This window comes from Mycolicibacterium hippocampi, from assembly GCF_010723735.1.
In the GTDB taxonomy this organism is placed as follows: Bacteria; Actinomycetota; Actinomycetes; order Mycobacteriales; family Mycobacteriaceae; genus Mycobacterium; species Mycobacterium hippocampi.
The window spans coordinates 1039569-1063080 of the sequence record NZ_BLLB01000002.1 but is presented as its reverse complement, the minus strand read 5'-3'; the positions used below and the strand labels follow the sequence as shown (position 1 = coordinate 1063080).

21 protein-coding genes are annotated in these 23512 nt (G+C 68.8%); 9 read left to right on the top strand and 12 right to left on the bottom strand.

Going from position 1 to position 23512, the window contains the following annotated elements; all coding sequences use genetic code 11:
* Positions 1 to 45 precede the first annotated feature (45 nt).
* Positions 46 to 3054, top strand: a complete 3009-nt coding sequence (gene mmpL3 / locus G6N53_RS06215) for a trehalose monomycolate exporter MmpL3 (RefSeq protein WP_163887688.1) — start codon at positions 46 to 48, stop codon at positions 3052 to 3054.
* Positions 3055 to 3068: 14 nt separating this feature from the next.
* Here mmpL3 and G6N53_RS06210 read toward each other — a convergent pair whose 3' ends face one another.
* Positions 3069 to 4247, bottom strand: a complete 1179-nt coding sequence (locus tag G6N53_RS06210; protein WP_163887687.1) for an AI-2E family transporter — start codon at positions 4245 to 4247, stop codon at positions 3069 to 3071.
* A gap of 77 nt (positions 4248 to 4324) precedes the next feature.
* Between G6N53_RS06210 and G6N53_RS06205 the strand changes: the two genes are divergently transcribed.
* Genes G6N53_RS06205 through G6N53_RS06190 form a run of 4 tightly spaced genes read left to right on the top strand, consistent with a single transcriptional unit; the run spans position 4325 to position 8584 of the window.
* A complete protein-coding gene (locus tag G6N53_RS06205) occupies positions 4325 to 5509 on the top strand; it encodes a lysylphosphatidylglycerol synthase transmembrane domain-containing protein (protein WP_163887686.1) in 1185 nt (394 codons plus the stop codon).
* Positions 5510 to 5542: 33 nt separating this feature from the next.
* The gene (locus G6N53_RS06200; RefSeq protein ID WP_237166435.1) at positions 5543 to 6769 is read left to right on the top strand and encodes a M23 family metallopeptidase; all 1227 of its coding nucleotides are present in this window, start codon (positions 5543 to 5545) and stop codon (positions 6767 to 6769) included.
* Positions 6756 to 7154 (top strand): DUF3054 domain-containing protein, encoded by a 399-nt coding sequence (locus tag G6N53_RS06195; protein ID WP_163887685.1) that lies wholly within the window; start codon positions 6756 to 6758, stop codon positions 7152 to 7154. The genes G6N53_RS06200 and G6N53_RS06195 overlap by 14 nt, the downstream gene beginning before the upstream one ends.
* Positions 7151 to 8584 carry an APC family permease gene (locus G6N53_RS06190; protein ID WP_163887684.1) on the top strand — a complete coding sequence of 478 codons (1434 nt, stop codon included), beginning with the start codon at positions 7151 to 7153 and terminating at the stop codon, positions 8582 to 8584. The genes G6N53_RS06195 and G6N53_RS06190 overlap by 4 nt, the downstream gene beginning before the upstream one ends.
* Before the next feature lie 17 nt (positions 8585 to 8601).
* Here the strand turns inward: G6N53_RS06190 and G6N53_RS06185 are convergent, their stop codons facing one another.
* The 4 genes from G6N53_RS06185 to G6N53_RS06170 all read right to left on the bottom strand — a co-directional run bounded on the left by G6N53_RS06185 (position 8602) and on the right by G6N53_RS06170 (position 11740).
* On the bottom strand, positions 8602 to 9960 hold the full coding sequence (locus G6N53_RS06185; protein WP_163887683.1) for a HAMP domain-containing sensor histidine kinase: 1359 nt from the start codon (positions 9958 to 9960) through the stop codon (positions 8602 to 8604).
* A gap of 2 nt (positions 9961 to 9962) precedes the next feature.
* A complete protein-coding gene (locus G6N53_RS06180; RefSeq protein ID WP_200846011.1) occupies positions 9963 to 10631 on the bottom strand; it encodes a response regulator transcription factor in 669 nt (222 codons plus the stop codon).
* 83 nt (positions 10632 to 10714) lie between these two features.
* Positions 10715 to 11095 (bottom strand): heme-binding protein, encoded by a 381-nt coding sequence (locus G6N53_RS06175; RefSeq protein WP_163887681.1) that lies wholly within the window; start codon positions 11093 to 11095, stop codon positions 10715 to 10717.
* Positions 11096 to 11230: 135 nt separating this feature from the next.
* The gene (locus tag G6N53_RS06170; protein ID WP_163887680.1) at positions 11231 to 11740 is read right to left on the bottom strand and encodes a hemophore; all 510 of its coding nucleotides are present in this window, start codon (positions 11738 to 11740) and stop codon (positions 11231 to 11233) included.
* 270 nt (positions 11741 to 12010) lie between these two features.
* On the opposite strand from G6N53_RS06170, the gene G6N53_RS06165 reads away from it, so the two are divergent.
* Positions 12011 to 14938, top strand: a complete 2928-nt coding sequence (locus G6N53_RS06165; protein WP_163887679.1) for an MMPL family transporter — start codon at positions 12011 to 12013, stop codon at positions 14936 to 14938.
* Positions 14935 to 15435, top strand: coding sequence for an XRE family transcriptional regulator (locus tag G6N53_RS06160; protein ID WP_163887678.1), 501 nt, complete (start codon positions 14935 to 14937; stop codon positions 15433 to 15435). Before G6N53_RS06165 ends, G6N53_RS06160 begins: the two co-directional genes overlap by 4 nt.
* 80 nt (positions 15436 to 15515) lie before the next feature.
* Here the strand turns inward: G6N53_RS06160 and G6N53_RS06155 are convergent, their stop codons facing one another.
* Positions 15516 to 16205, bottom strand: coding sequence for a hypothetical protein (locus G6N53_RS06155; protein ID WP_163887677.1), 690 nt, complete (start codon positions 16203 to 16205; stop codon positions 15516 to 15518).
* Entirely contained in the window at positions 16202 to 16780 is a 579-nt protein-coding gene (locus G6N53_RS06150) for a hypothetical protein (RefSeq protein ID WP_163887676.1), read from the bottom strand. The genes G6N53_RS06155 and G6N53_RS06150 overlap by 4 nt, the downstream gene beginning before the upstream one ends.
* A gap of 40 nt (positions 16781 to 16820) precedes the next feature.
* On the opposite strand from G6N53_RS06150, the gene G6N53_RS06145 reads away from it, so the two are divergent.
* Both G6N53_RS06145 and G6N53_RS06140 read left to right on the top strand, forming a co-directional pair.
* Positions 16821 to 18824 (top strand): M13 family metallopeptidase, encoded by a 2004-nt coding sequence (locus tag G6N53_RS06145; RefSeq protein ID WP_163887675.1) that lies wholly within the window; start codon positions 16821 to 16823, stop codon positions 18822 to 18824.
* Between the two features lie 277 nt (positions 18825 to 19101).
* Complete coding sequence (locus G6N53_RS06140; RefSeq protein ID WP_163887674.1) at positions 19102 to 19392, top strand: hypothetical protein; 291 nt, start codon at positions 19102 to 19104, stop codon at positions 19390 to 19392.
* Here the strand turns inward: G6N53_RS06140 and G6N53_RS06135 are convergent.
* From G6N53_RS06135 to G6N53_RS06115, 5 genes are read right to left on the bottom strand one after another with little or no spacing between them, the layout of a single operon-like run.
* A complete protein-coding gene (locus G6N53_RS06135) occupies positions 19385 to 19831 on the bottom strand; it encodes a hypothetical protein (RefSeq protein ID WP_237166704.1) in 447 nt (148 codons plus the stop codon). The two genes, G6N53_RS06140 and G6N53_RS06135, sit on opposite strands and share 8 nt — an antisense overlap.
* A gap of 32 nt (positions 19832 to 19863) precedes the next feature.
* The gene (locus G6N53_RS06130; protein ID WP_163887673.1) at positions 19864 to 21117 is read right to left on the bottom strand and encodes a DUF58 domain-containing protein; all 1254 of its coding nucleotides are present in this window, start codon (positions 21115 to 21117) and stop codon (positions 19864 to 19866) included.
* Complete coding sequence (locus G6N53_RS06125; protein WP_163887672.1) at positions 21114 to 22085, bottom strand: AAA family ATPase; 972 nt, start codon at positions 22083 to 22085, stop codon at positions 21114 to 21116. Before G6N53_RS06125 ends, G6N53_RS06130 begins: the two co-directional genes overlap by 4 nt.
* The gene (locus G6N53_RS06120) at positions 22082 to 22567 is read right to left on the bottom strand and encodes a hypothetical protein (protein ID WP_163887671.1); all 486 of its coding nucleotides are present in this window, start codon (positions 22565 to 22567) and stop codon (positions 22082 to 22084) included. Before G6N53_RS06120 ends, G6N53_RS06125 begins: the two co-directional genes overlap by 4 nt.
* Positions 22564 to 23508 (bottom strand): DUF4129 domain-containing protein, encoded by a 945-nt coding sequence (locus G6N53_RS06115; RefSeq protein WP_163887670.1) that lies wholly within the window; start codon positions 23506 to 23508, stop codon positions 22564 to 22566. The genes G6N53_RS06120 and G6N53_RS06115 overlap by 4 nt, the downstream gene beginning before the upstream one ends.
* Between the last annotated feature and the right edge of the window lie 4 nt (positions 23509 to 23512).

Below are 23512 nucleotides of genomic sequence, written 5' to 3'. Positions count from 1 at the left end.
CTGACAGAAACTGTCAGAGTTGTTCATGACCGTTAGGAGCTGAACGTGTTCGCCTGGTGGGGTCGAACGGTGTACCAGTACCGATACATCGTCATCGGTGTCATGGTCGCACTGTGCCTGGGCGGCGGTGTCTACGGCATCAGCCTTGGACAGCACGTCACACAGAGCGGGTTCTACGACGAAGGAAGCGAATCGGTCCACGCGTCGGTGGTCTCCGACCAGGCGTACGGCCGAGACACCTCCGGTCACATCGTGGCGATCTACACCGCGCCCGAGGGCAAGACGGTCGACGATCCGCAGTTCCGGGAGAAGATCCTCGACAACCTCGAGGAGGTCGAGCGCAATCACCCCGACCAGATCCTGCGCGCCATCGGCTACTTCAAGAGCCCCGAAGTGCTCAGCAACATGGCCGACGCAGACAAACAGCACGCCTTCATGTCGGTCCAGCTCAAGGGCGACAACGACGACGCGATCCTGAACAACTACAACAAGAACGTCGGCGAAGACGGCACCACCGTCAAAGAGGCCCTCAACATCGACGGCATCGAGGTCCAGCAGGCCGGTCTGCAGCCCCTTGCCAGCGAACTGACCGGAACCATCGGCGAGGACCAGCGGCGCGCCGAGGTCGCGGCGATCCCGCTGGTCGCCGTCGTGCTGTTCTTCGTGTTCGGCGGCGTCATCGCCGCCGCGCTGCCGGCCATCATCGGCGCGTTGACGATCGCCGGCTCGCTGGGCATCATGCGGTTGATCGCCGAGGTCATCCCCGTGCACTTCTTCGCCCAGCCGGTGGTGACGCTCATGGGCCTGGGCATCGCCGTCGACTACGGGTTGTTCATGGTGAGCCGGTTCCGCGAGGAGCTCGCCGAAGGCTACGACACCGAGGCCGCGGTGCGGCGGACCGTCATGACCTCCGGGCGCACCGTCATGTTCTCCGCCGTCATCCTGGTGGCCTCCTCGGTTCCGCTGCTGCTGTTCCCGCAGGGCTTCCTCAAGTCCATCACCTACGCGATCATCGCCTCGGTGATGCTGGCGGCGATTCTGTCGATCACCGTGCTGGCCGCCACCCTGGCCATCCTCGGTCCCAACGTCGACGCGCTCGGCGTGCGGACGCTGCTGCGGGTGCCGTTCTTCCGTAACTGGAAGCCGATGAACTGGTGGCTGAACTGGCTGGCCGACCGCACCCAGAAGACCAAGACCCGCGCCGAGGTCGAGAAGGGCTTCTGGGGCAAGCTCGTCAACGTCGTGATGAAGCGGCCGATCGGCTTCGCCGCACCCATCCTGATCGGGATGATCCTGCTGATCATCCCGTTGGGTCAGCTGTCGCTCGGCGGTATCAGCGAGAAGTACCTGCCGCCCGACAACTCGGTGCGCGTCGCGCAGGAGGAGTTCGACCGGACCTTCCCGGGATTCCGCACCGAACCGTTGACGCTGGTCATCGAGAACCAGAACGGTGACCCGGTCACCGACCAGCAGATCGCGGAGATCCGCAGCGAGGCGATGGCGATCCCCGGGTTCATCGAGCCCGACGGCGACCCCGCCAAGATGTGGCAGGAACGTCCCTACCTCGACGGAGCGTCGAGAGACCCGTCGGTGCGGGTGATCCAGAACGGTCTGGAGGTCCGCAACGACGCCTCCCAGAAGATCGACGAACTGCGCGAACTGTCGCCGCCGCGCGGACTCACCGTGTCCGTGGGCGGCACCCCGGCACTCGAGCAGGACAGCATCCACAGTCTGTTCGACAAGCTGCCGCTGATGGTGCTGTTGCTCATCACCACGACGACGATCCTGATGTTCCTCGCGTTCGGGTCGGTGGTGCTGCCGATCAAGGCGGCGTTGATGAGCGCGCTGACGCTCGGCTCCACGATGGGCATCCTCACGTGGATGTTCGTCGACGGCCACGGCTCCGGCCTGATGAACTACACCCCGCAGCCCCTGATGGCACCGATGATCGGCCTGATCATCGCCGTGATCTGGGGTCTGTCGACCGACTACGAGGTGTTCCTGGTGTCCAGGATGGTGGAGGCGCGCGAGCGCGGCATGTCCACCGCCGAGGCGATCCGGATCGGTACGGCCACCACCGGCCGTCTGATCACCGGTGCCGCCCTGGTGCTGGCCGTTGTCGCGGGCGCATTCGTGTTCTCCGACCTGGTGATGATGAAGTACCTGGCGTTCGGCCTGCTCATCGCGCTGTTGCTGGACGCGACGATCGTCCGCATGTTCCTGGTGCCCGCGATCATGAAGCTGCTCGGTGACGACTGCTGGTGGGCGCCGCGCTGGATGAAGCGCCTCCAGGAGCGGCTCGGCCTCGGTGAGACCGAACTGCCCGACGAACGCAAGCGCCCGTCGGTGCGGGATTCGCGGGAAACCGCCGCGGAGCCGGCTCATCCCGAAGCCCTGGTCGGCGCCGGCGGGCCGCCGGTCGCGGCGCCCCCGAGGGCGTTGCCGCCGCACGATCCCACCCATCCGGCGCCTGGCGGTTCGCCCCGCCCCGGTGGGGCCGGCACGCCGCCGCGGGTCAGTGGTCCGTCGGCAGCGGGGACTACCCGGCTGCCGAGCGCGCCGCCGCCCGCACCGGCTGACGAGGAACCGCAGACCACGCGGCTGTCGATGGCCAAGAACGCCGTCCGCAACGCGGTCAGCAACGCCACCGCCGCGGCCACCCAACGCACCCAACGGCCACCTGAGCCGCCCGCCTCACCGCGGGGCGAACGGGAGATCGAATCATGGCTCGGCGACCTGCGTGGCACCGGCAGTCCTTCGGGGCCCGGGTCTGCCACCCCGGCACCGCCACCTCGGCCGTCGGCCGAGCCGACCCGGGCGATGCCCGATCAGGGCCCCGGCGACAGCGAGCCGACCACGGCGATCCCGGCGCAGCGAGCGTCCGCCGCCCAGGACGACGACTCGGCCGAGACCCGAGCGATCCCGACACCGAAGAAGTCGGATGCCGAGGCAGCCACCGAGAAGCTCAACACCCGCGCCGAGGACGAGCCCCAGCGCCGAGGCGGAAGCGGTGTCAGCGCCCAGGACCTGCTGCGCCGGGAAGGCCGGCTGTAGGCGACCAGCCGTAGTCAGCCGTCCACGGGGGCGGCCGGCTCCTCGACGTCATCGGGTTCGGCCTGCACCACCGGGCCCTCCTCGGCTTCCAGCGCCTCCTCCTCGGCGGCCGGGTCGTCGGCGACCAGCACCCGGATCGAGCTGTTGAGGAACGCCAGCACCGGCACGGCGAGCAACGCGCCGATGATGCCTGCCAGAACGGCTCCGCCCGCGATCGCCAGCACGATCGCCAGCGGGTGGATGGAGACCGCCCGGCCCATCACCAGCGGCTGCAACACATGGCCCTCGAGCTGTTGCACAGCGATGATCAGCCCGAGCGTGATGAGTGCGTAGATCCAGCCCTTGGCGATCAGCGCGACGATGACCGCCAGGAAGCCGGTGACCACCGCACCGACCAGCGGCACGAACGCGCCCAGGAACACCAGCGAGGCCAACGGCAGCGCCAGCGGCACCCCCATGATCGCCAGCCCGACGCCGATGCCGAGCGCGTCGACCAGCGCCACCAGGAACGTCGCACGCACGTAACCGATCAGCGACCGGAAGCCGGCGCGCCCGGCGTCGCGCACCCGGTCCCGCACGTCGGTCGGGAAGACCAGGGTGATGAAGCCGAAGATGTTCCGGCCACCGTGCAGCAGGAAGATCAACGTGAACAACACCAGCAGCGCGCCGGTCACGATCTCGGTCAGCGTGCCTGCCGTGGACAGCGCTCCGCTGGTCAGTCTCTCCTGATTGCTCTGCAGCGCCTCGATCGCCGCGTCGCGGGCCTGGTTGATCTGCTGCGGGCTGACATCCAGCGGCCCGTCGGTGAGCCAGGTGCCGACGCCTTCGATGCTGGCCGTCACCTGATCCGCCAGCGCCGGCGCTCCCTCGATGAATTGATTGACCACAAACGCCAGCAAGCCGCCGAACAACGCGATACCGCTCAGCAGAACCAGGGCCACCGCACCACTGCGCGGCGCACCGCGCCGATCCAGGAAATCGACCACCGGCATCAGCAATGCCGCCAGGATCGTCGCCAGCATCACCGGCACGAACAGGATCTCCAGCCGGAAAAACAACCACAGCAAGGCCACGACGGCGCCGAGGATCACCAACAGCCGCCACGACCAGGCGGCGGTCTTGCGGACCAGTGGGCTGACCGACTCGTCAGCGAAGGCGTCCAAGGAGGCTGGGCGCGGGCCACGGGCTGACATTCCGGTAGCGTAACGGCCCCGCAGGTTTCGTCCTCGGATCTGCGAATTCGACCCGGCCACCGCTTACCCTGTACTGCGTGTCACACGAGGTTGCCGCGAGCGACACCCCACCGCGAGCCGCCGGCCAGGCGCGGCCCGGCCGCGGCAAGTACTGGTGGCTGCGGTGGGTGGTCCTGGCGGTGGCGCTCATCGTGCTGGCCGTCGAGCTGGCCCTGGTGCACGACCAACTCGCCAAGGCCTGGCAGAGCCTCTACTCGGCGAACTGGTGGTGGGTGCTGGCCGCCGCCGTCGCGGCGATGGCATCGATGCACAGCTTCGCCCAGATCCAGCGGACGCTGCTGGCCTCGGCCGGCGTTCACGTGCGGCAATGGCGTTCCGAGTCGGCGTTCTACGCGGGAAACGCATTGTCCACCACCATGCCCGGCGGCCCGGTACTGTCTGCGACATTCATCTACCGTCAGCAGCGGATGTGGGGCGCCTCCCCCGTCGTGGCGTCCTGGCAGCTGGTGATGTCCGGCGTCCTTCAGGTCATCGGGCTCGCCTTGCTCGGCCTGGCCGGCGCGTTCATGCTCGGTGCGAGCAAGAACCCGTTGTCGCTGATCTTCTCGCTCGGCGGCTTCGTCGCATTGATCCTGCTGGCACAGGCGGTGGCCACCCGCCCCGAGCTGATCGACGGCATCGGCGCGCGGGTGCTGTCATGGTTCAACTCGGTGCGGGGCAAGCCCGCAGGTACCGGGTTGTCGAAATGGCGGGGGATCCTCGGCCAACTCGAATCGGTGCAGCTGGGCCGTCGCGATCTCAGCGTCGCGTTCAGCTGGTCGCTGTTCAACTGGATCGCCGACGTGGCCTGCCTGTTGTTCGCCTGCTACGCCACGGGCGGCCACCCGTCGATCGCGGGAGTGATCGTCGCCTATGCGGCCGCCCGGGCGGTCGGCTCCATCCCGTTGATGCCGGGCGGGCTGCTGGTGGTCGAGGCGGTGCTGGTGCCGGGGCTGGTGTCCAGCGGAATGCCGCTTGCCGCAGCGATCTCCGCGATGCTGGTCTACCGGCTGATCAGCTGGATCTTCATCGCCGTGATCGGCTGGGTGATCTTCTTCTTCATGTTCCGCACCGAAAAGGACATCGATCCCGACACCGGTCCGGTGGTCGTCCCGGTGGCGGGCGTCGACACCGCGAAGGCCGCGCAGTTCAGTCCCGACCCGGAGTGCCCCCACCCACCCGGCGCGGCCGCAGGGCCGGCGCCGAACGAGTCCGGCAGGTAGCGAAAGCAATTGAGCCCTAAACACATTCGTTCATTGATCGGCGCCGGTTCGGTCGCTTCGCTATTGCTGGCGGCAGGCTGCTCCGCTGCACCCGAGACCACGCCCGTCGGCACCAGCGCGGCTTCGGCCTCGGCGGCCCCCACGGCCACACCGCCCGCGCCGTCAGTGGCGACGCCGTTGGTGGCGCAGGTGCTCGCGGCGCCGATACCGGTGCCGGGGACCGACGGCAAGGTCCACCTGGCCTACGAACTACAGCTGACGAACGCCCTCGCCCAGGACGTGACGGTCACGTCCGTCGATGTCCGCGCCGGGGACCGAACGCTGCTCAGCCTGCCGGGCGACCGCCTCGCCTACTGGACGCGCATCATCGGAACCCCCACGCCGACGACAACAATCGGTGCGGGACAGAGTGCCTTCGTGTGGCTGGACGTGGCACTGGCCCCGGACGAGATCGTTCCGGACCAGCTGACCCACGCCGTCGGCATCTCGGTGCCGCAGCCGATGCCGCCACTGTTCGAAGCCGCCATGACCGAGAACGTCGCACCGGTCACCGTGGCCAAGCGGGAACCGGTCGTCCTCTCGCCGCCACTGGCCGGACCGAACTGGCTCAACGCCAACAGTTGCTGCGACATGACCCCGCACCGCACTGCGCTCAATCCGATCGACGGCGAGATCTGGGCGGCCGAGCGGTTCGCGATCGACTACCTCCAACTGGGCCCCGACGGCCGGATTTCCACCGGTGAACCGACGGATGTGAACAGCTACCCGTACTTCGGCGCCGACATTCTGGCGGTCGGTGACGGCCCCGTGGTGTCGACGCTGGACGGCTTGGCCGAACAGGTCCCCGGGACAGCACCGACGGGGTTGACCCTCGAGCAGTACGGCGGCAACCACGTCGTGCAGGACCTCGGTGACGGCAACTACGCGTTCTACGCCCACCTCCAGACCGGGACGGTCCAGGTCAAGCCCGGCGACCAACTGGCCGCCGGCCAGGTGATCGGTTCATTGGGCAACAGCGGCAACACCGATGCACCCCACCTGCACTTCCACGTGATGAACTCACCCGACCCACTTCGGTCCGACGGTCTGCCGTTCGTGCTGTCGTCATTCCAGCTGGACTCGCGGCTCGCCGGCAGTCCCGAAGCGCTCGGCGCGCTCCTCGACGGCCGCCCTGCCGAGCTGCAACCGGGATTCGCTCCTCGCACCGAAAACGACACCAGCCCACTTGTTTACGACGTGATGACCTATGCGCAACGGTGAGCGCCCGTCGGCGCGCGTGGCGGCGGGGGCACTGGCCGCCGACGTGGTGTGCGTCGTGGTGTTCTGCACGATCGGGCGACGCAGCCACGCCGAGGGACTGACCGTCAGCGGAATCGTCGAGACCGCATGGCCATTCCTCACCGGAACCGCTGTGGGCTGGGTGCTCTCGCGCGGCTGGCAGCGCCCGACCTCACTCGCCCCCACCGGCTTGGTCGTCTGGGTGTGCACCGTGGTCGTCGCGATGCTGTTGCGCAAGGCCACCTCTCAGGGCACTGCCGTCAGCTTCATCGTGGTCGCCTCGGTGACGACCGCGGTGCTGCTGCTTGGGTGGCGGGCACTGGCCCGTGCCCGTCGTCGAACACCGGAAGGTTGGGTCCCACAATGAAGCGAAAAGCGGTCGAAACCGAAGACACGTCGTTTCTGAAAGTCCTCGGCAACTGGGACGTCCTCGCACTGGGCTTCGGTGCCATGATCGGCTTCGGCTGGGTGGTGCTCACCGGTGACTGGATCGGGTCCGCGGGCACGCTGGGAGCCGTGCTGGCCATGGCCGCGGGCGGAGTGATCATGGCCGTGGTCGGCCTGACCTACGCCGAGCTGACCGCGGCGATGCCGAAAGCCGGTGGCGAGCACAACTTCCTGCTCCGGGGGATGGGGCCGCGATGGTCGTTCATCGGATCCTGGGGCATCGTCGGCGGATACGTGACGATCGTGGCGTTCGAGGCCGTGGCCCTGCCCAGGACCGCGTTGTACCTCTTCCCGGACCTCAACCACGTTCGGCTGTGGGACGTCGCGGGCAGCGAGGTGTATCTCACCTGGGCGCTGGTCGGTGCGATCGCCGCGGTCGTGATCACCACCATCAACATCCTCGGCGTCAAGTTCGCGAGTGTGGTGCAGACCTTTGTCGTCGTGCTGTTGCTGGTCATCGTGCTGATGCTGGTGGTCGGCGCCTTCACCGGCGGGGAGACCGGCAACATGGCGCCGCTCTTCACCGGTGGCGCGGCCGGATTCTTCGCCGTGCTGGTGGTGGTGCCGTTCCTGTTCGTCGGTTTCGACGTCATCCCGCAGTCCGCGGAGGAGGTGAACGTGCCCGCCCGGCAGATCGGACGGTTGGTGGTCATCGCCGTGGTGCTGGCGACGATCTTCTATCTCCTCGTCATCGTGACGACCTCGTCGGCGATGCCGGTGAGCGAGCTGGCCGACGCCGACATCGCCACCGCGGACGCGTTCGGCGCCATGTTCAGCAGCGACTTCATGGCGAAGGTGTTGATCGCCGGCGGCATCGCCGGAATCCTCACCTCGTGGAACTCACTGCTGCTCGGTGCATCTCGACTGATGTACTCGATGGCGCGCTCCGGGATGCTGCCCGCCTGGTTCGGCAGACTGCACCCGAAATTCCGCACCCCGGTCAACGCGCTGCTGTTCATCGGCGGGCTGTCGTTCATCGCCCCGTTCCTCGGTGAGGCGATGCTGGTCTGGCTGGTCGACTCCGGTTCACCCAGCATCGTGATCGCCTACCTGCTGGTGGCCATCGTCTTCCTGGTCCTGCGCCGGCGGGAGCCGCTGATGGATCGGCCGCTTCGGGTCGGCGGGCAGGGCAAGGGCGGCCTGCTGATCGGTGGCGCCGCGGTGGTGCTCTGCTTCGGACTGCTGAGCCTCTATCTGCCGGGGATGCCCGCGTTCCTCGACATGCCGCCGTGGATCCTGTTCGGTGTGTGGTGGGCGATCGGCGCCTTCTTCCTGCTCCGCATCCCGACGGGTATCAAGCCGGGTGAGGACACCGAACATCGGTTGCTCGAGGCGCTGAAGAAGCGGTAGGCGCCGGCCGGAGCCGACTACTCCTCGGAATCCTCGTGCAGCTGCGGGGATATCAGCATCGTGAACGTCGCCCTGAGCCCACCGAGGGGCCCGTCCGAGAGCTCGATCGTGCCGCCGTGCAGCGTCGCCTGCTGGGCGACCAGGGCCAGACCCAGCCCGGAGCCGCCCGGCGCGGCGTTGCTTCCACGGGAGAAGCGGCCCAGGACCGACTCGTGCTCCTCGGCAGGCAGCCCGCGGCCGTTGTCGTCGACGACGATGGTCATCGTTCCGTCGTGGCGGTGCGCGGCGAGCAGGATCCGGGTGGCGTCGCCGTGGGTGATGGCGTTGCGCACCAGGTTGTCGACGGCCAGCCGCAGCCCGCCCGGCCACCCCCAGACGGTTCCCAGATCGTCGGCGACGTCCATGTCGATCTGCACGCCGCGGCTCACCCTCATGTTCTCCCGCGCGACCCGGTCCAGCATGTCGGTCACGTCGATCACCTCGCGATCCTCGGCCTGGGCCAGCTGCCCGGAAGCGAGCTGGCCGAGCGCGGTGATGATGCCCTCCACCCGGCGCTGCGCCCGGGACAGGTCACCGACCACCTCGGCGCGTTCCTCCTCGGGAAGGTCGTGGATGCGCAGCGTGTCGAGGTCGGCCCGCATCGCGGTCAACGGAGTGCGCAGCTCGTGCGCGGCGTTGGCGGCGAAATCCTGCGCGGCCTGCAGAGAGTTCGTGGTGGCGCGCTGCGCGGCCGCCAGCCGGCTGAGCATCGCGCTCATCGCCTCGGAGAGATCCTCGGCCTCCCGCACACCGTGCACCGCCGGCATCTCGTCGGCGCCTTTGCCCAGCTGTTTGGTGTGCTCGGTCAGCTTGCGCAGCGGCCGGATCGCCGGGCCGGCGAGTAACCACCCCAGCCCGGCGGCGATGAGCACCGTCACCACGCCCACCGCGATGTAGCTCGGTATCCGGGCGCGGTTGAGAAGGACGCTGTCGGCGCGGATACCGATCGACATCAGCACCCCGCCGGCCTGGTCCACCGGGACGGTCCGAACCCGGTACTCCACGCCGTTGACCACGACGTTCTCGGTTCCCGGTGGCAGCGGGGGCAACTGGAAGCCCCGCTGGAACACCACCTGGCCCGACGAGCGCGACCGCCCGGTCTGCAGCACGCCGCGGCGCGGATCCGTCAGCTGCTCGGGAAACACACTCGCGTCGACGATCGCGTCGAGCCGCCGATCGAGCTGCACCGCATCGTTGTTCGCCAGCACCAGCGACGTGAGGATGGTGAACACCGCGACCACCGCCGCCGCCGCAGCAGCAGATGCGATGGCGACCCTGGTGCGCAGGGAAGCTGAGCGGAGGAACCTGGGCAGCCTCGGCGAGTTGTCGGCCGCCAACCCTACGGTTCTTCCCGCAGCACGTACCCGATCCCCCGCACGGTGTGGATGACCCGCGGCAACCCGTCACGCTCCAGTTTGCGCCGCAGATAGGAGACGAAGACGTCGGCGACATTGGTGTCGACGTCGAAGTCGTAGCCCCACACCAGCTCCAGCAGGCGTTGCCGACTCAGCACCACACCCGCGTTCTCGGCGAGCGCCGCCAGCAGATCGAACTCCCGCTTGGTGAGCTCCACCCGCTCTCCGGCCACGAACACCAGCCGGCGTGCCGTGTCGATGGTCAGCGATCCGACCGTCATCGTGTCCGACGTCGGGTCGGAGTGGTGGGCCCGGCGCAGCAGCGCGTGCAGCCGGGCCACCAATTCGCCCAGATCGAATGGCTTGGTCAGGTAGTCGTCGGCACCGGCCTCGAGCCCGGCGATCCGGTCGTTGACGGTGTCCCGGGCCGACAGCACGCAGATCGGGATGTCGTTGCCCAACGCGCGCAGTGCGGTCACCACCGCGACGCCATCGAGTTCCGGCATCTGGACGTCGAGCACCAGCGCGTCGTGCGATTCGCTGGAGAGCAGCCGAAGCGCCTCTTTACCGTTCGCCGCGACCCGGACGTCGAACCCGGAGTGCCGCAGCCCCCTGGCGACCGAGGTCCGTACATCCGGATCGTCGTCGACCATCAGCACTGTCCGACCGGCCCCGTCCTGGATGGACAACTCTCCCCCGCGTGCGGGCGTAGTCACCACCCTGTCGCGCACCAGCCTCAGTAAGCGTCAGGCGAGGTGATGACGCCGCAACGGTTCTTCAGGTCCACCAGCGGCCGCCTGATCTCGGTCAGCTCCGCGTGCACCTGCGGGTTCGCAGCGAGGTACGCCTCGACCTCGGCGTGGATGTCTTCCCGCGGGTCGCCGTGCAGATCGGTGAAGAACGCGTTCACCTCGGGATGGGTGAACAGGTAGGCAGAGGATGCCGCCGACACGCCCGCGGCGGTACCCGAGAAGTCGGCTGCGGTGCAGTTCGGGGGAACGGGCTGCGCCGACGCCGGTGCGGCTCCGAGCAGACCGAACGCCACTGCGCCGGCGAGCGCGCCGCCGCCCAGCGCGCCAGCGACCGCACGACGGACGGTGGGGGCCGAGAACAACATGAAGGCTCCTTAATCAGAGGTGGACCGGGACCAGTGGTGGTCGCCGGTCAGGACCATCCTAGGAAGCTAAGCAGAACCGACGCCGGGTTTCTTGCCTAGCGGTTAACCAATCGTGAGAAAGTCCGAAAACTCAGCTCAGCGGGTGGCCGGGCCCTGTACCGACTGCACGCCGTCCACGCCCACGTTCTGCGCGGCCGGAAGGCTTCCCGAGGGCGCGGCGCCGGGCTGCTGGGCCGCCTGCATCAGGCCCAGCACCTGCGGGACGGTGATCGGCAGGTCGCAGCGTCCCGAGAGCGAGACCAGCGGCTGCTGCAGTCGTTGCATGTCCCCGGCGACCTTGGGGTTGGCATCGAAGTAGGCCTTGAGCGCAACCACCGACTGCGGCCCGCCCTGCTGCTGCGAGATCGTCGTCAGCGCCTCGTTCGCCTCCGGGTTGGCCTCGAGGTAGTTGCCGGTGTGGGTGGCCACCATCGCCACGGTCTTGGCGACCTCGCTGGCTGTGCACGGATCCGGCGCAGCCAGCGCCGCGGGGGTCGCGGGGCCGGCGAGAACGGCGATCCCGGCGCCCGCTGCCGCCACCACAGCGAACCCGGTGCGGACCCGCGACCGCACCGTGCGGGCGGTGATTTCCGTGGATGAATTCATGACGAACTCCTAACAGTTTGCGTACGTCCTACCGGCCCGCAAACTCGCTGCGGTCAGTAGCAAAGAATCCCCGACGCCGAAACCTCGTGCGCACATAGTGCCATCGCGTCCGTCCGGCTGACCAATCGAGCCGGCGATGGCGCGGGTATTAGAGGCGGTTAAAGCAACGCTGGCAGGGGCTTCACGAGGGCGATCACCCTACAGCTTGCTGCTGTACGCTCGCGCTACGAAACGCCGGGGAGAAAGTGGGGAGTTCCCATCCAGCAGTTCATGATGCGCATCAGCAGCAAGCTGCGCAGATATCGCTGGGCGGTGTTCGCGGCGTGGGTGCTGCTGCTGATCCCTTCGGTGTACATGGCCATGAACCAGTCCGGCCACCTCACCGGTGGAGGCTTCGAGGTCGAGGGCTCCCAGTCCCTCTACGTCCAGCGCCAGCTGGAGGCACAGTTCCCCGACCAGGGCGCCTCGCCGCTCGCGCTGGTCGCCGCACCCCGGGCGGACGCGTCCTTCACCGACATGAACGAGGCCGTCGCCCATCTGGAGCGGCTGGCCTCCGAAGTTCCCAGCGTCACGGTGATGCCCAACCCGCAACAGCCCCCGCCCCGGCCGGACCGGCCGTACGTCATCACGCTGCAACTCGACTTCGAGAACACCGGCGCCGTCGACGTCGCGAAACAGCTGCGCGAGAAGGTCGGGATCGACGGCGAAGAGCCGGGTGAGATGGAGAACGGCAAGGTCCGTCTCTATGTCATCGGTCAGGGCGCGCTGGGGGCGGCCGCCACGCTGGCCACCAAGGACGACATCGCGCAGGCCGAGAAGTGGAACCTGCCGATCGTCCTGATCATCCTGCTCGCCGTCTTCGGCTCGCTGGCCGCCGCCGCGATGCCGCTGCTCCTGGGGATCTGCACCGTCGCGGTCACGATGGGGCTGGTCTACCTGCTGTCGATGTACATGACGATGTCGGTGTTCGTGACGTCGACGGTGTCGATGTTCGGCATCGCGGTCGCCATCGACTACTCCCTGTTCATTTTGATGCGGTTCCGCGAGGAACTGCGCGCCGGGCGCGAGCCCGCCGATGCCGCGGACGCCGCGATGGCCACCTCGGGCCTTGCAGTGGTGCTGTCGGGGATGACGGTGATCGCCTCGGTCACCGGCCTGTATCTGATCAACACCCCGGTGCTGCAGTCGATGGCCACCGGCGCCATCCTCGCCGTCGCCATCGCGGTGCTGACCTCGACGACGTTGACGCCGGCGGTGCTCGCGGCGTTCGGCCGGGCCGCGGCGAAGCGGTCGTCGTACCTGCACTGGTCACGGCGTCCGGAAGCCACCCAGTCGCGGTTCTGGTCCCGCTGGACCGGCCGGGTGATGCGCCGGCCGTGGGTGTCGGCGCTGGCCGCGGCCGCCCTGTTGCTCGCCCTGGCCGCACCGGCGTTCTCGATGGTGCTGGGCAACAGCATGCAACGGCAGTTCGACCCGACGCACGAGATCCGCGGCGGGGTGAACGCGGCAGCCGAGGCGCTGGGTCCCGGCGCGCTCGGCCCGGTACGGGTGCTGGTGACGTTCCCCGACGGCAACGCCGCCTCGGCGCCGGCGAAGGAACCGCTTCTCGAGTCGGTCCGGCAACGGATGGCCCAGGCGCCCAACACCGTGTCGGTGTCGCCGCCGGTGTTCGGCAACGACTACCGCAGCGCTCTGCTGTCGGCGGTGCTGTCGGTGGACCCGGAGGATCCGGGGGCTCGCGACACCGTCGGCTGGATGCGCGAACAGCTTCCACCGGTCGCCGACGGCAGCGCCCGGATCGACGTCGGCGGACCGACGGCGCTGATCAACGATTTCGACGACAAGGTCTCCCAGACCCAACCTCTGGTCTTCGTCTTCGTCGCGCTCATCGCCTTCGTGATGCTGCTGATCGCGATCCGGTCGGTGTTCCTGGCGTTCAAGGGCGTGCTGATGACCGTGCTGTCGGTGGGCGCCGCCTACGGCAGCCTGGTGGTCGTATTCCAGTGGGGATGGCTGTCGGACCTCGGCTTCAAGCAGATCTCGTCGCTGGACAGCACGATCCCGCCGTTGGTGCTGGCGTTGACCTTCGGGTTGTCGATGGACTACGAGATCTTCCTGCTGACCCGCATCCGGGAGCGTTTCCTGCAGACCGGCAACACCCGCGACGCGGTGGCCTACGGCGTGAGCACCAGTGCGCGCACCATCACCAGCGCCGCACTGATCATGATCGCGGTGTTCATCGGGTTCGCCTTCGCCGGTATGCCGCTGGTCGCCCAGCTCGGCGTGGCCAGCGCGGTGGCCATCGCAGTGGACGCGACAGTGGTGCGTCTGGTGCTGGTGCCGGCGCTGATGGCGATGTTCGACGAATGGAACTGGTGGCTGCCACGCTGGCTTGACCGCATCCTGCCGTCGGTCGACTTCGAGAAGCCGCTGCCCAAGGCCGACATCGGGGACCTGGTCATCATTCCCGACGACATCTCGGCACTCGCACCGTCCGGCTCGGACCTGCGCACCGTGGTCAAGTCCGCCGCGAAGCTCAAGACCCTGGCCCCGCAAGCCATCACGGTGGCAGACCCGCTGGCGTTCAGCGGATGTCATCCGCGCAAGGTGCTCGGCAGCAGTCGGTTGAGAGACGACGGCGCGCTGACCGTCGCGGTGTCCAACCGCGCACACGGCAAGACGGTGGCGGTCAAACTCCCCAAGCATCCGGTCACGATGTGGCGGGGCCGGCTCGACGTCGCCCTCGACGCGTTGGCCGTCCAGAGCGGCACCACACCCGAGGACACCGTCACCGGACGGCCGCCGCTGGCGCGGACCAGCCCGATGGAGACCACCAACGTCCTGCTGCCCACCGGCGACCGGTTGCAGATCCCGACCGGCGCCGAGACCGTCCGCCTCAAGAGTTTCCTGATCATGGAGCGCAACGCGGCCCGCGACTACGCCGAGTTCGCCGAGCTGGTCGATTCGATGGACGTCCAGACCGCGGCGGAAGTGCTCGCCGGCATGGACCGGTACTACTCTGGTCCACCGGCACGCACGCACTGGGTGGCCACCCAGTTGGTGCGCCGCCTGGCAGATCCGCGGCCCGCCGACGGACCCGATGTCGCGCTGTCCGGCGCCGACGCGGAGACTGAGTGGGCCCGAGTCAGACAGCGCTGCCTCTCGGTGGCGGTGGCAATGCTGGAGGAGGCGAGGTGACGGTGACCTCCGAGGTTCGGGGCGCAGACCGCGATGAGTCTTCCGCGCGCAACCGGGCTGCGGCCGCAAGCGACCGACCGGTGGAGTTCTGGCCGACCGCGGCGATCCGTGCCGCGCTGGAGAACGATGACCTCAATGTGTGGCAGCGCATCGTGGTGGCGATCAAGCGCGACCCGTTCGGCAGGACGGCACGCCAGGTCGAGGAGGTCCTCGAGACCGCAAGACCGTACGGGGTGTCCCGGGCGATGTCCGAGGTGCTGGTCCGCACCCGCGAACACCTCGAGGCCAACGAGTGTGCCGAGGTGGCCCGGCACGTGCACCTGCTGCTGGACCGCTCGGGACTCGGCGAGCAGGAGTTCGCGTCGCGCATCGGCGTGCCCGCCGAGGAATTCGCGACCTACCTGCGGGGCACCGTCAGCCCTCAGGCGTCGCTGATGATCCGGATGGGCCGGCTCTCCGAGCGGTTCGCCAAGATGCGCAACCCACCCCCTGCCTGACCCCTTCCCCGCGAAATATCATTCCGGGTCGCGGTTCTCCCGTCGAGCACAACCGTGGGTTCACTTTCGCGAGCAGTCCGCTAGCGCGAGTGGACCGGCGCAACGTCCTGCACCAGCCAGCGGCCGTCGACCTTGGACAGTGCCACCCGCAGCGCCAGCACGGCGGTGTCCGACGGCTGCCCGGGCGCGGACTGCGTGCCCCGCAGGATGACCGCCACGCTCGCCGCGTCCGGACCGATGGCCTCCACTCCCGCCGACACCGTGGCTGCCTGCGCGGACACATTCCTGCCGGCCAGATCCTCTGCCACCGCCGCGAACTCGTTGTTGAACCGGTCCGCGCTCTCGGGGGTCATCAAGCTGGCCGCACGATCGATCGACGCGGTCGGGTTCTGCGGCGTGAACGTCGCCGACGCCTCCGCGACGCTGCTGGCGATTCCGGCCACCTCGGCGGTGTCGGCGCGAAGCGTCCGGTCCGGCTGCGTCCACTGCGTGTAGCCGACGACGACAGCCGCCACCAGCGCGGCGGTCGCGGCGCCGACGACAGCCAGCCGCAGGCCGGGTCCGTCGTCATCGGTGCCTACGGTGACGGCGTCCCGACGTGCCAGCACGAAGTTGACGATGACCCCCTGGAACACCAGCAGGCACAGCACCGAGCACGCCGAGACCCACCACAGCGGCCAGCCCAGAACCACACCGATGTAGATCAGCGCGGCGACGCCCGCGGCCGGGGCCAGCAGGTCGAACGCCAGCACCCGCAACCGGTTCCTCATCGAATCGGCTCCAGACCGGAGATGAGCAGCTCTCCGTCGACGTCGGACACGTCCAGCCGCAGCGTCCAGCGCACGGTCTGCGGCTCCTCGGTGCCGGCGTTCTCGCTGACCGAGGTCGCGACCACCATCACCGTGTCGGTCCGGGCGGCCGACGACGCCAACTCCGGTTGCTGCGGTGCGCGCGAGGTGCCGGGCTGGTCGTGATGGATCGTCTCGAGCGCGACCGAGTCGATCTGACCCGTGGTGCTCGCCTCGAGGGTCTGTACGAGCTTGCGGTAGGGCTCCACGGTCGCCTCGAAGTCCGCGTTGAGCTGCCCGACGGTGCCCTCGTGCAGGGTGTTCAGGTCGGATTCGACAGTGTCGGTGTTCATGTTGATCAGCACGTTGGTCCACTCGGCGGCGGCCTGCAGCACCTGCGTGCGGTAGCGCAATTCGGCGGTGTCACCGCGGTGTTGTGTCCAGATCAGGGCCGCCAGCACGACTGCAGCCACCGCCACCGCCCCGAGCACCGCCGAGGCGATGCCGTAGCTGCTGAAGATCCCGCCGGACTGCGGATCCTGCTCATCGTCGGGCATGCGCGTGAGGGTACCCGGGCGATTCTGGAAGGATGTGGGGGTGACGGCAGAAGCGAATCACGACACCAAGTCCGGCATCGACCTCAACTACATCGACACCACGGCCCGGCCCCAGGACGACCTGTTCGGTCACGTCAACGGCCGGTGGCTCACCGAATACCAGATCCCGGCGGACCGGGCGACCGACGGAGCGTTCCGCACGTTGTACGACCGCGCCGAGGAGCAGATCCGCGACCTGATCACCGAAGCAGCAGATGCCGAGGCCGCTGCAGGCACCGATCAGCAACGGATCGGCGATCTGTACGCGAGCTTCATGGACGAGGAGAAGATCCGCCGACGCGGCCTGGCGCCACTGCTCGCGGAGCTGGCCGACATCGACGCCGCGGACACCCCCGACGCGCTCGCAGCGGTACTCGGGACGCTGCAGCGCACCGGCATCGGCGGCGGCATCGGCCTCTACGTCGACACCGATTCCAAGGACTCGTCCCGCTACCTGTTGCATCTGAGCCAGTCCGGTATCGGGCTGCCCGACGAGTCGTACTTCCGCGACGACCAGCACGCCGAGATCCTGGCCGCCTACCCGCGGCACATCGCGGCGATGTTCGCCCTCGTCCACGGGGGCACCGCCGAGGACCACGCGGAGGCCGCCGCCGGCATCGTCGCGCTGGAGACCCGGATCGCGGCCGCCCACTGGGATGTGGTCAAGCGGCGCGACGCCGATCTGACCTACAACCTGCGCACCTTCGCCGAGGTGACCGACGAGGCCCCCGGTTTCGCCTGGACCGGCTGGCTCACCGGCCTCGGTGCCACCGCGGAACAGGCGGCCGAGCTTGTGGTCCGCCAACCGGACTTCCTGACCGCCTTCGCCGAACTGTGGGGCGGCGAAAGCCTCGAGACGTGGAAGAACTGGGCCCGCTGGCGCGTCATCCACCGCAGGGCGTTCTTGCTCACCGACGAGCTGGTCGCCGCGGACTTCGAGTTCTACGGACGCAGACTGTCGGGCACCGAAGAGATCCGCGACCGCTGGAAGCGTGGTGTTTCGCTGGTCGAGAGCCTGATGGGTGAGGCGCTGGGCCGGGTCTACGTCGAGCGGTATTTCCCGCCGCAGGCCAAGGCCCGGATGGACGAGTTGGTCGCCAACCTGCGCGAGGCCTACCGGGTGAGCATCAACCAGCTGGAATGGATGACGCCGCAGACCCGCGAGAAGGCACTGGTCAAGCTCGACAAGTTCACCCCCAAGATCGGCTATCCGAACAAGTGGCGGGATTACTCGGCGCTGGTCATCGACCGCGGCGACCTCTACGGCAACTACCGACGCGGCTACGAGCTGGAGCATCAACGCGAGCTGGCCAAGCTCGGCGGCCCGGTCGATCGGGACGAGTGGTTCATGACGCCGCAGACCGTCAACGCGTACTACAACCCGGGCATGAACGAGATCGTGTTCCCCGCAGCGATCCTGCAGCCGCCATTCTTCGACGCCGACGCCGACGACGCCGCCAACTACGGCGGGATCGGTGCGGTGATCGGGCACGAGATCGGACACGGATTCGACGACCAGGGCGCCAAGTACGACGGCGACGGCAACCTGGTGGACTGGTGGACCGACCAGGACCGTGCCGAGTTCAGCACTCGGACAAAGGCGTTGATCGAACAGTACGAAGAGTTCGTCCCGCGCGAGTTGGCCTCGGGCGGCAACGGTTACCACGTGAACGGAGCGTTCACCGTCGGCGAGAACATCGGCGACCTCGGCGGCCTGTCGATCGCACTGCTGGCCTACCGGTTGTCGCGCAACGGCGAGCCGGCACCGGTGATCGACGGACTCACCGGGGAGCAACGGGTGTTCTTCGGGTGGGCCCAGGTGTGGCGCACGAAATCCCGTGAGGCCGAGGCGATCCGCCGGCTCGCGGTGGATCCGCATTCGCCACCGGAATTCCGCTGCAACGGCGTGATCCGAAACATGGACGCGTTCTACGAGGCCTTCGAGGTCAGCGAGTCCGACTCGCTGTACCTCGAACCGCAGCGGCGGGTACGCATCTGGAACTAGCGATCTCGGGCACGGGGCCGTTCCAAGCTGGCTGAGAGTTGTCAATCAGCTACCAGATCGCTTGGGCGGATGGACCGGCGACCGAGCCGGTCATACGGTTGGTTGCGACCAGCCAAGCCGTCGGACGCCCCGACCTCACGAGAAAGCAGGACCCATGGCACCGAGATGGCGAACCATTTCTCGCAGAGCAGGATTCGGTTGTAGCGCCGCGACTCTGATCGCCGCTGCGCTCACCTTCGGGACGGCGCAGGCCCATGCCGACCCCAACGATCCGTCCATGAGCCAGCTGGCGCCGGACGGTCAGGTCCGGTCCGAGCAGGCGGCGCGTGTCTCGGGAAGCGACCTGTGCGTCGCCAATGAGGGCACGCTCGGCACCGCCAGCATCCGGACTCCCGACATCGGCGTTCCCGGCCAGACGGCCGAAGAGGCGGGGCCGGACTGGGTCGGGTCACGTGGGTGGCAGGCGTTGGCGATCGATCCTGCAGATCCGTGGGGCGGCAACTTCGATCCGCAGAACACCCACACCGGCCCTTCCTGCCAACCGGTCTCGGCGAACGGCTTCAGTTAGGACTGCCGATCTGGCGGGCACCTGGCCCACGTGCTGTTCGTCCGCCAATCCAACCACCGACGCCGCCCCCGAGGTACGGCCGCAGCGCCAGCAGGTAACCGCCCAGCAGGGCGAGGGGGGCGGCCAGCGGAAGCCACGGCATCTGCATCGGTACCACCACCCCCACCGTGGCGACCACGGCGAAGCCGACGGCGGCGAACATCGTCGGTGTGGTGGCGCCGGCCGGGCCGTGCCGCAGCACCAGGTAGGCGGTGGCGGCCAGCCCGGCGAGGGCGGTGAACATCGGGGCGGGTTCAGCCAGCACCACGGTCAGCACTGCCAGCAGCACCGCGGCGGTGGCCGCCTGCCGCCACCACGCCGCGAGCACCACCGCGATCAGCGCAGCGGCAACCGCGGCGAGCGCGGGTCCGTCAGCCCGGTAGCCGGCAGCGCCGACCATCAGAACACCGAATGCGCTGGGCAGCAACAGTTTCACCGCCGCGCCCCCTTGCGGTGGTCAGGCACCAGTGCCATCGCCTGGTCCAGCGTGGCGGTTCCCGGCCAGCCCACGATGTCGACGCCGACGGTGGCCATGTCGCGGTACATGAAGGAGCGTTGCAGCGTCCACATCCTGTTGACCAGTGGATCGCGCACACCCTCGACCGGGCAGTCCTCCAGGACGTCGACCGCGACCACGGCATGTCCCCGTTTGCGAAGGTCGATGAGCGCCAGGGCGAATTCGGTCTCGAGCATGGTGGAGAACGCGACGACGATCGCGCCCGGCGGCAGGGCCGGCCTCGGGGCCAGGCTGCCCGCCGCGGTCTGGAAGGTGTCGGCGGCGCCGAGCATCGTGTCGAGGATCCGGTAGAACTGCCGCTGCCCGATGTCGGCGCCCAGCCAGCGGGTGCTCCTGCTGCCCAGCGCGACCAGTCCGGCGCGGTCGCCGAAGCGCAGCGCACTCTGCACGACCTGGGCGGCACCCCGCGCCGTCCGCTCCGCCGCGGCCGTGGCAGGCCCCGGGGGCTGCGGGTAGGTGTCCAGCAGCACCACCACGTCGGCGGCCCGGTCCGTCAACCGCTCGGTGACGTGCAGCGCACCGCGGCGCGCGCTGACCGGCCAGTTGACGGTTCGTAGCTGGTCACCGGGGACGTACTGGCGGATGTCGGCGTACTCCACGCCGGGACCGAGGTGGCGGGTGAGGTGGGTGCCCAGCCGGTCGAGCAGATCGGTGCGTGGAATCGCGGTGGACTGCGGTGGTGCCACCGGGAACACGCACACTTCGGCGGCGTCGACGGTTCCGCTGCCCTCCAGCAGTCCACCACGGCCGAGCACCCGCACCGTGACCCGGATCGGGTAGCGCCCCCACCGTGCGGCCTTGACGGCGACCGAGGTGCCGACACCTGGCGTGACGTCCTGCAGTTCCATCCCGGCCGGCACCGAACAGTGCAGCGCGACGGTGCCGCCGTCATCGGCCTCGGCGTGCACGTCGACCCGGACCTGCTCGGATTCGAAACAGCGTTGAAACCCCGGCTGTGTGCGGACCGCCACGGTCGGCACCGGCCGCTGCCAGCCCAGCGAACACAGCACACCCAGCAGCGGCGCCGCGAACGCGATGAGCTCCCACCTGCCGGCGATCAGCGCGCAGACCACCGCGATGCCGGCACACGTGGCGATCGACCGTGCCAACGGTGCTGCGCGCCAACGCAACGCGACAGAAACGTGGCTGGTCTCAGCAGAAGCGGTCACTGCGTTCCCCGGGCGCGCGGCACCGGCAACCGCCGCAGCAGTTCGTCGACCACGTCGGCGCCTTGTACCCGCCGGACCCACATCTCGGGCTTCAAGCTGATCCGGTGCGCCAGTGCCGGCACCGCAAGCGCCTTGACGTCCTCTGGGATCACATAGTCGCGGCCGAGCAGCAGCGCATGCGCCCGCGCCAGTTGCACCAGATCGAGTTCGGCGCGCGGGCTGGCGCCGACGGCGACCTGCGGATGCTGCCGGCTCGCGGTGGCCAGCGAAACCACGTACTGCAGGACGTCGTCGTGGACGGTCACCTCTTCGACCGACTCCTGCATGGCCACCAGGTCGCGGGCGTCGACCACCTGCTGCACGGCCGGCGGCACCGATCCGCGGTCGAGGCGGCGGCGCAGCATCGTGGCCTCTTCCTGCTCGGACAGGTACTTCAGCTCCAGCCTGATCGCGAACCGGTCCAACTGCGCCTCCGGCAGCGGGTACGTGCCCTCGTACTCGATCGGGTTGTCGGTGGCCAGCACCAGAAAGGGCACCGGCAGCGGGTGGGTCGCCCCGTCGATACTGACCTGCTGTTCGGCCATCGCCTCCAGCAGCGCGGCCTGGGTCTTGGGCGGTGTCCGGTTGATCTCGTCGCCGAGCAGCAGGTTGGTGAAGATGGGTCCGCGGCGGAATTCGAACCGGCCCGAATGCATGTCGTAGATCGTCGAGCCGAGCAGGTCGGCGGGCAGCAGGTCGGGGGTGAACTGCACGCGGGTGAACTCCAGCCCCAACGCGGCGGCAAAGGACTTGGCGATCAACGTCTTTCCGAGACCCGGTAGATCCTCGACGAGGACGTGGCCACGCGCGAGCACGGTGGTCAGGATCAGGTTCAGCGCCCGGCGCTTGCCGACCACCACCCGGCCGATCTCGTCGAGCACCGATTCGCAAAGTGCCGTCGTGGCCGCAGGCTCGAGGTCTTGGGTCACAACCGCTCCAGACGTTCGAGGATGTCGTTGAGTGCCTCGCGGCCGGGTCCCGGCTCGGTTCCACCGGTCCGAGAGATGTTCTCCGGATCGACCCATTGCCAGAGCTGGTCCCCGAACAGCATGCGACCTGTGGCGTGAAACGCTCTCGGGTCCTTGGCTTTCCGCTGCCCGGCGGCGAGTTCGAACTGGCGGGCCAGCATCGGGCGCAGCCGGCGGTCCCAGTCAGAGCGCGTGGACTCCGACCAGGAGATCAGCGTCTCGGTGCGGGTCAGCCAGCGGCGCAGTGACGCCCCCGAATCGTCGACCGCGGCGTCGTCCAAGGTGCCGGCGGCGTGATGGGTGAGGCGCCACCGGGCGGCGGCCAGCGCACCGCCGAGCGCCACCCCTGTCACCCCCAACACCAGGGTGCGGTCGAGCTGGGTGATGGCCAGCAGCTGCACCGTCACCACCAGCAACACCGCGCCGAGAACCATTTTTTTCATGGGGCGGCCGGCAGTTCCTGTTGCACCAGACGCAACGCACGGACCGCAGCCTCGCGGTGGCCTTCGTTCATCACGTGCGGGCTGAACCGCGCCTCTTCGAACAGGTCGACCAGTTCGGCCGCGCTGTCGGCGGGCAACGCCCGGCGAGCGACCGCCCGCGCCAGCACCTCCGATGGGGTGTCGGAGAGCTGCGGGGTGGTGCCCGGCGACTTCTCCAGTTCGCGTTCCATCGCCGCATAACAGGCGATGATGGCCTCGCGCGGGTCACGGCTGCGGTCGCCGATCTCGGCCAGGCCCAGTTCGGTTGCCCTGGCCAGATCCGGTCCTGCGGACCGACCCGGATCAGGTGCCTCCGCGGCGACGAGCTCGGCCGCCGGGGCCCGGGTTCGCCGTCGTCCCGCGATCGCCGCGACGACGGCGAGGACAAGCATCGTGACGGTGGCCGCCGCGAGGTAGCCGAACACGTCACCGCCGCCGCCGCGGGGCGATTCCGGTGGCGCGGTGGCGGTGCTGCCGGTCTCCTCGGCGGCCCCGGAGTCGGGATCTGCCAGCGGCATCTCATCGACGGTCAGCCCAGCCCCCCACCGCATCAGCAGCAGTACCAGCAGCAACCAGACGAGCAGGCCGGCGGCGGCGATCGCCAGCAGCCGCCACGACGGGCCGAGGCGCTCGCTGCGGTAGCCGCGTGGCTCCTCGGCTGCCGGGATCGCGGGCCGGCGGCGGGACTGCGCGGCGACGGAGATCGCGATGATGGTCATCGAGACGACCAACATGGCGAGGACGGCGATGACGCTGCCGGGTCCGTCGGCTTCGGGTTCGGGCTCGCGCGACTCAACGGCGGCCTCGGTTCCTGGCAGGTAGCCGCGTAGCGCGAAGATGGCGAGCAGCACCAGCACGATCGCGGCACCTGCGCGCGCTACCGCCTTGTCGTCACCGGGCATCGGC

Coding starts and splice junctions, on each gene's coding strand:
- G6N53_RS06140 (WP_163887674.1), top strand. CDS start 19,102: ATGAGCCAGCTGGCGCCGGACGGTCAGGTCCGGTCCGAGCAGGCGGCG.
- G6N53_RS06175 (WP_163887681.1), bottom strand. CDS start 11,095: ATGTTGTTCTCGGCCCCCACCGTCCGTCGTGCGGTCGCTGGCGCGCTG.
- G6N53_RS06190 (WP_163887684.1), top strand. CDS start 7,151: ATGAAGCGAAAAGCGGTCGAAACCGAAGACACGTCGTTTCTGAAAGTC.
- G6N53_RS06135 (WP_237166704.1), bottom strand. CDS start 19,831: ATGGTCGGCGCTGCCGGCTACCGGGCTGACGGACCCGCGCTCGCCGCG.
- G6N53_RS06180 (WP_200846011.1), bottom strand. CDS start 10,631: ATGGTCGACGACGATCCGGATGTACGGACCTCGGTCGCCAGGGGGCTG.
- G6N53_RS06155 (WP_163887677.1), bottom strand. CDS start 16,205: ATGAGGAACCGGTTGCGGGTGCTGGCGTTCGACCTGCTGGCCCCGGCC.
- G6N53_RS06115 (WP_163887670.1), bottom strand. CDS start 23,508: ATGCCCGGTGACGACAAGGCGGTAGCGCGCGCAGGTGCCGCGATCGTG.
- G6N53_RS06120 (WP_163887671.1), bottom strand. CDS start 22,567: ATGAAAAAAATGGTTCTCGGCGCGGTGTTGCTGGTGGTGACGGTGCAG.
- G6N53_RS06165 (WP_163887679.1), top strand. CDS start 12,011: ATGATGCGCATCAGCAGCAAGCTGCGCAGATATCGCTGGGCGGTGTTC.
- G6N53_RS06210 (WP_163887687.1), bottom strand. CDS start 4,247: ATGTCAGCCCGTGGCCCGCGCCCAGCCTCCTTGGACGCCTTCGCTGAC.
- G6N53_RS06195 (WP_163887685.1), top strand. CDS start 6,756: ATGCGCAACGGTGAGCGCCCGTCGGCGCGCGTGGCGGCGGGGGCACTG.
- G6N53_RS06170 (WP_163887680.1), bottom strand. CDS start 11,740: ATGAATTCATCCACGGAAATCACCGCCCGCACGGTGCGGTCGCGGGTC.
- G6N53_RS06150 (WP_163887676.1), bottom strand. CDS start 16,780: ATGCCCGACGATGAGCAGGATCCGCAGTCCGGCGGGATCTTCAGCAGC.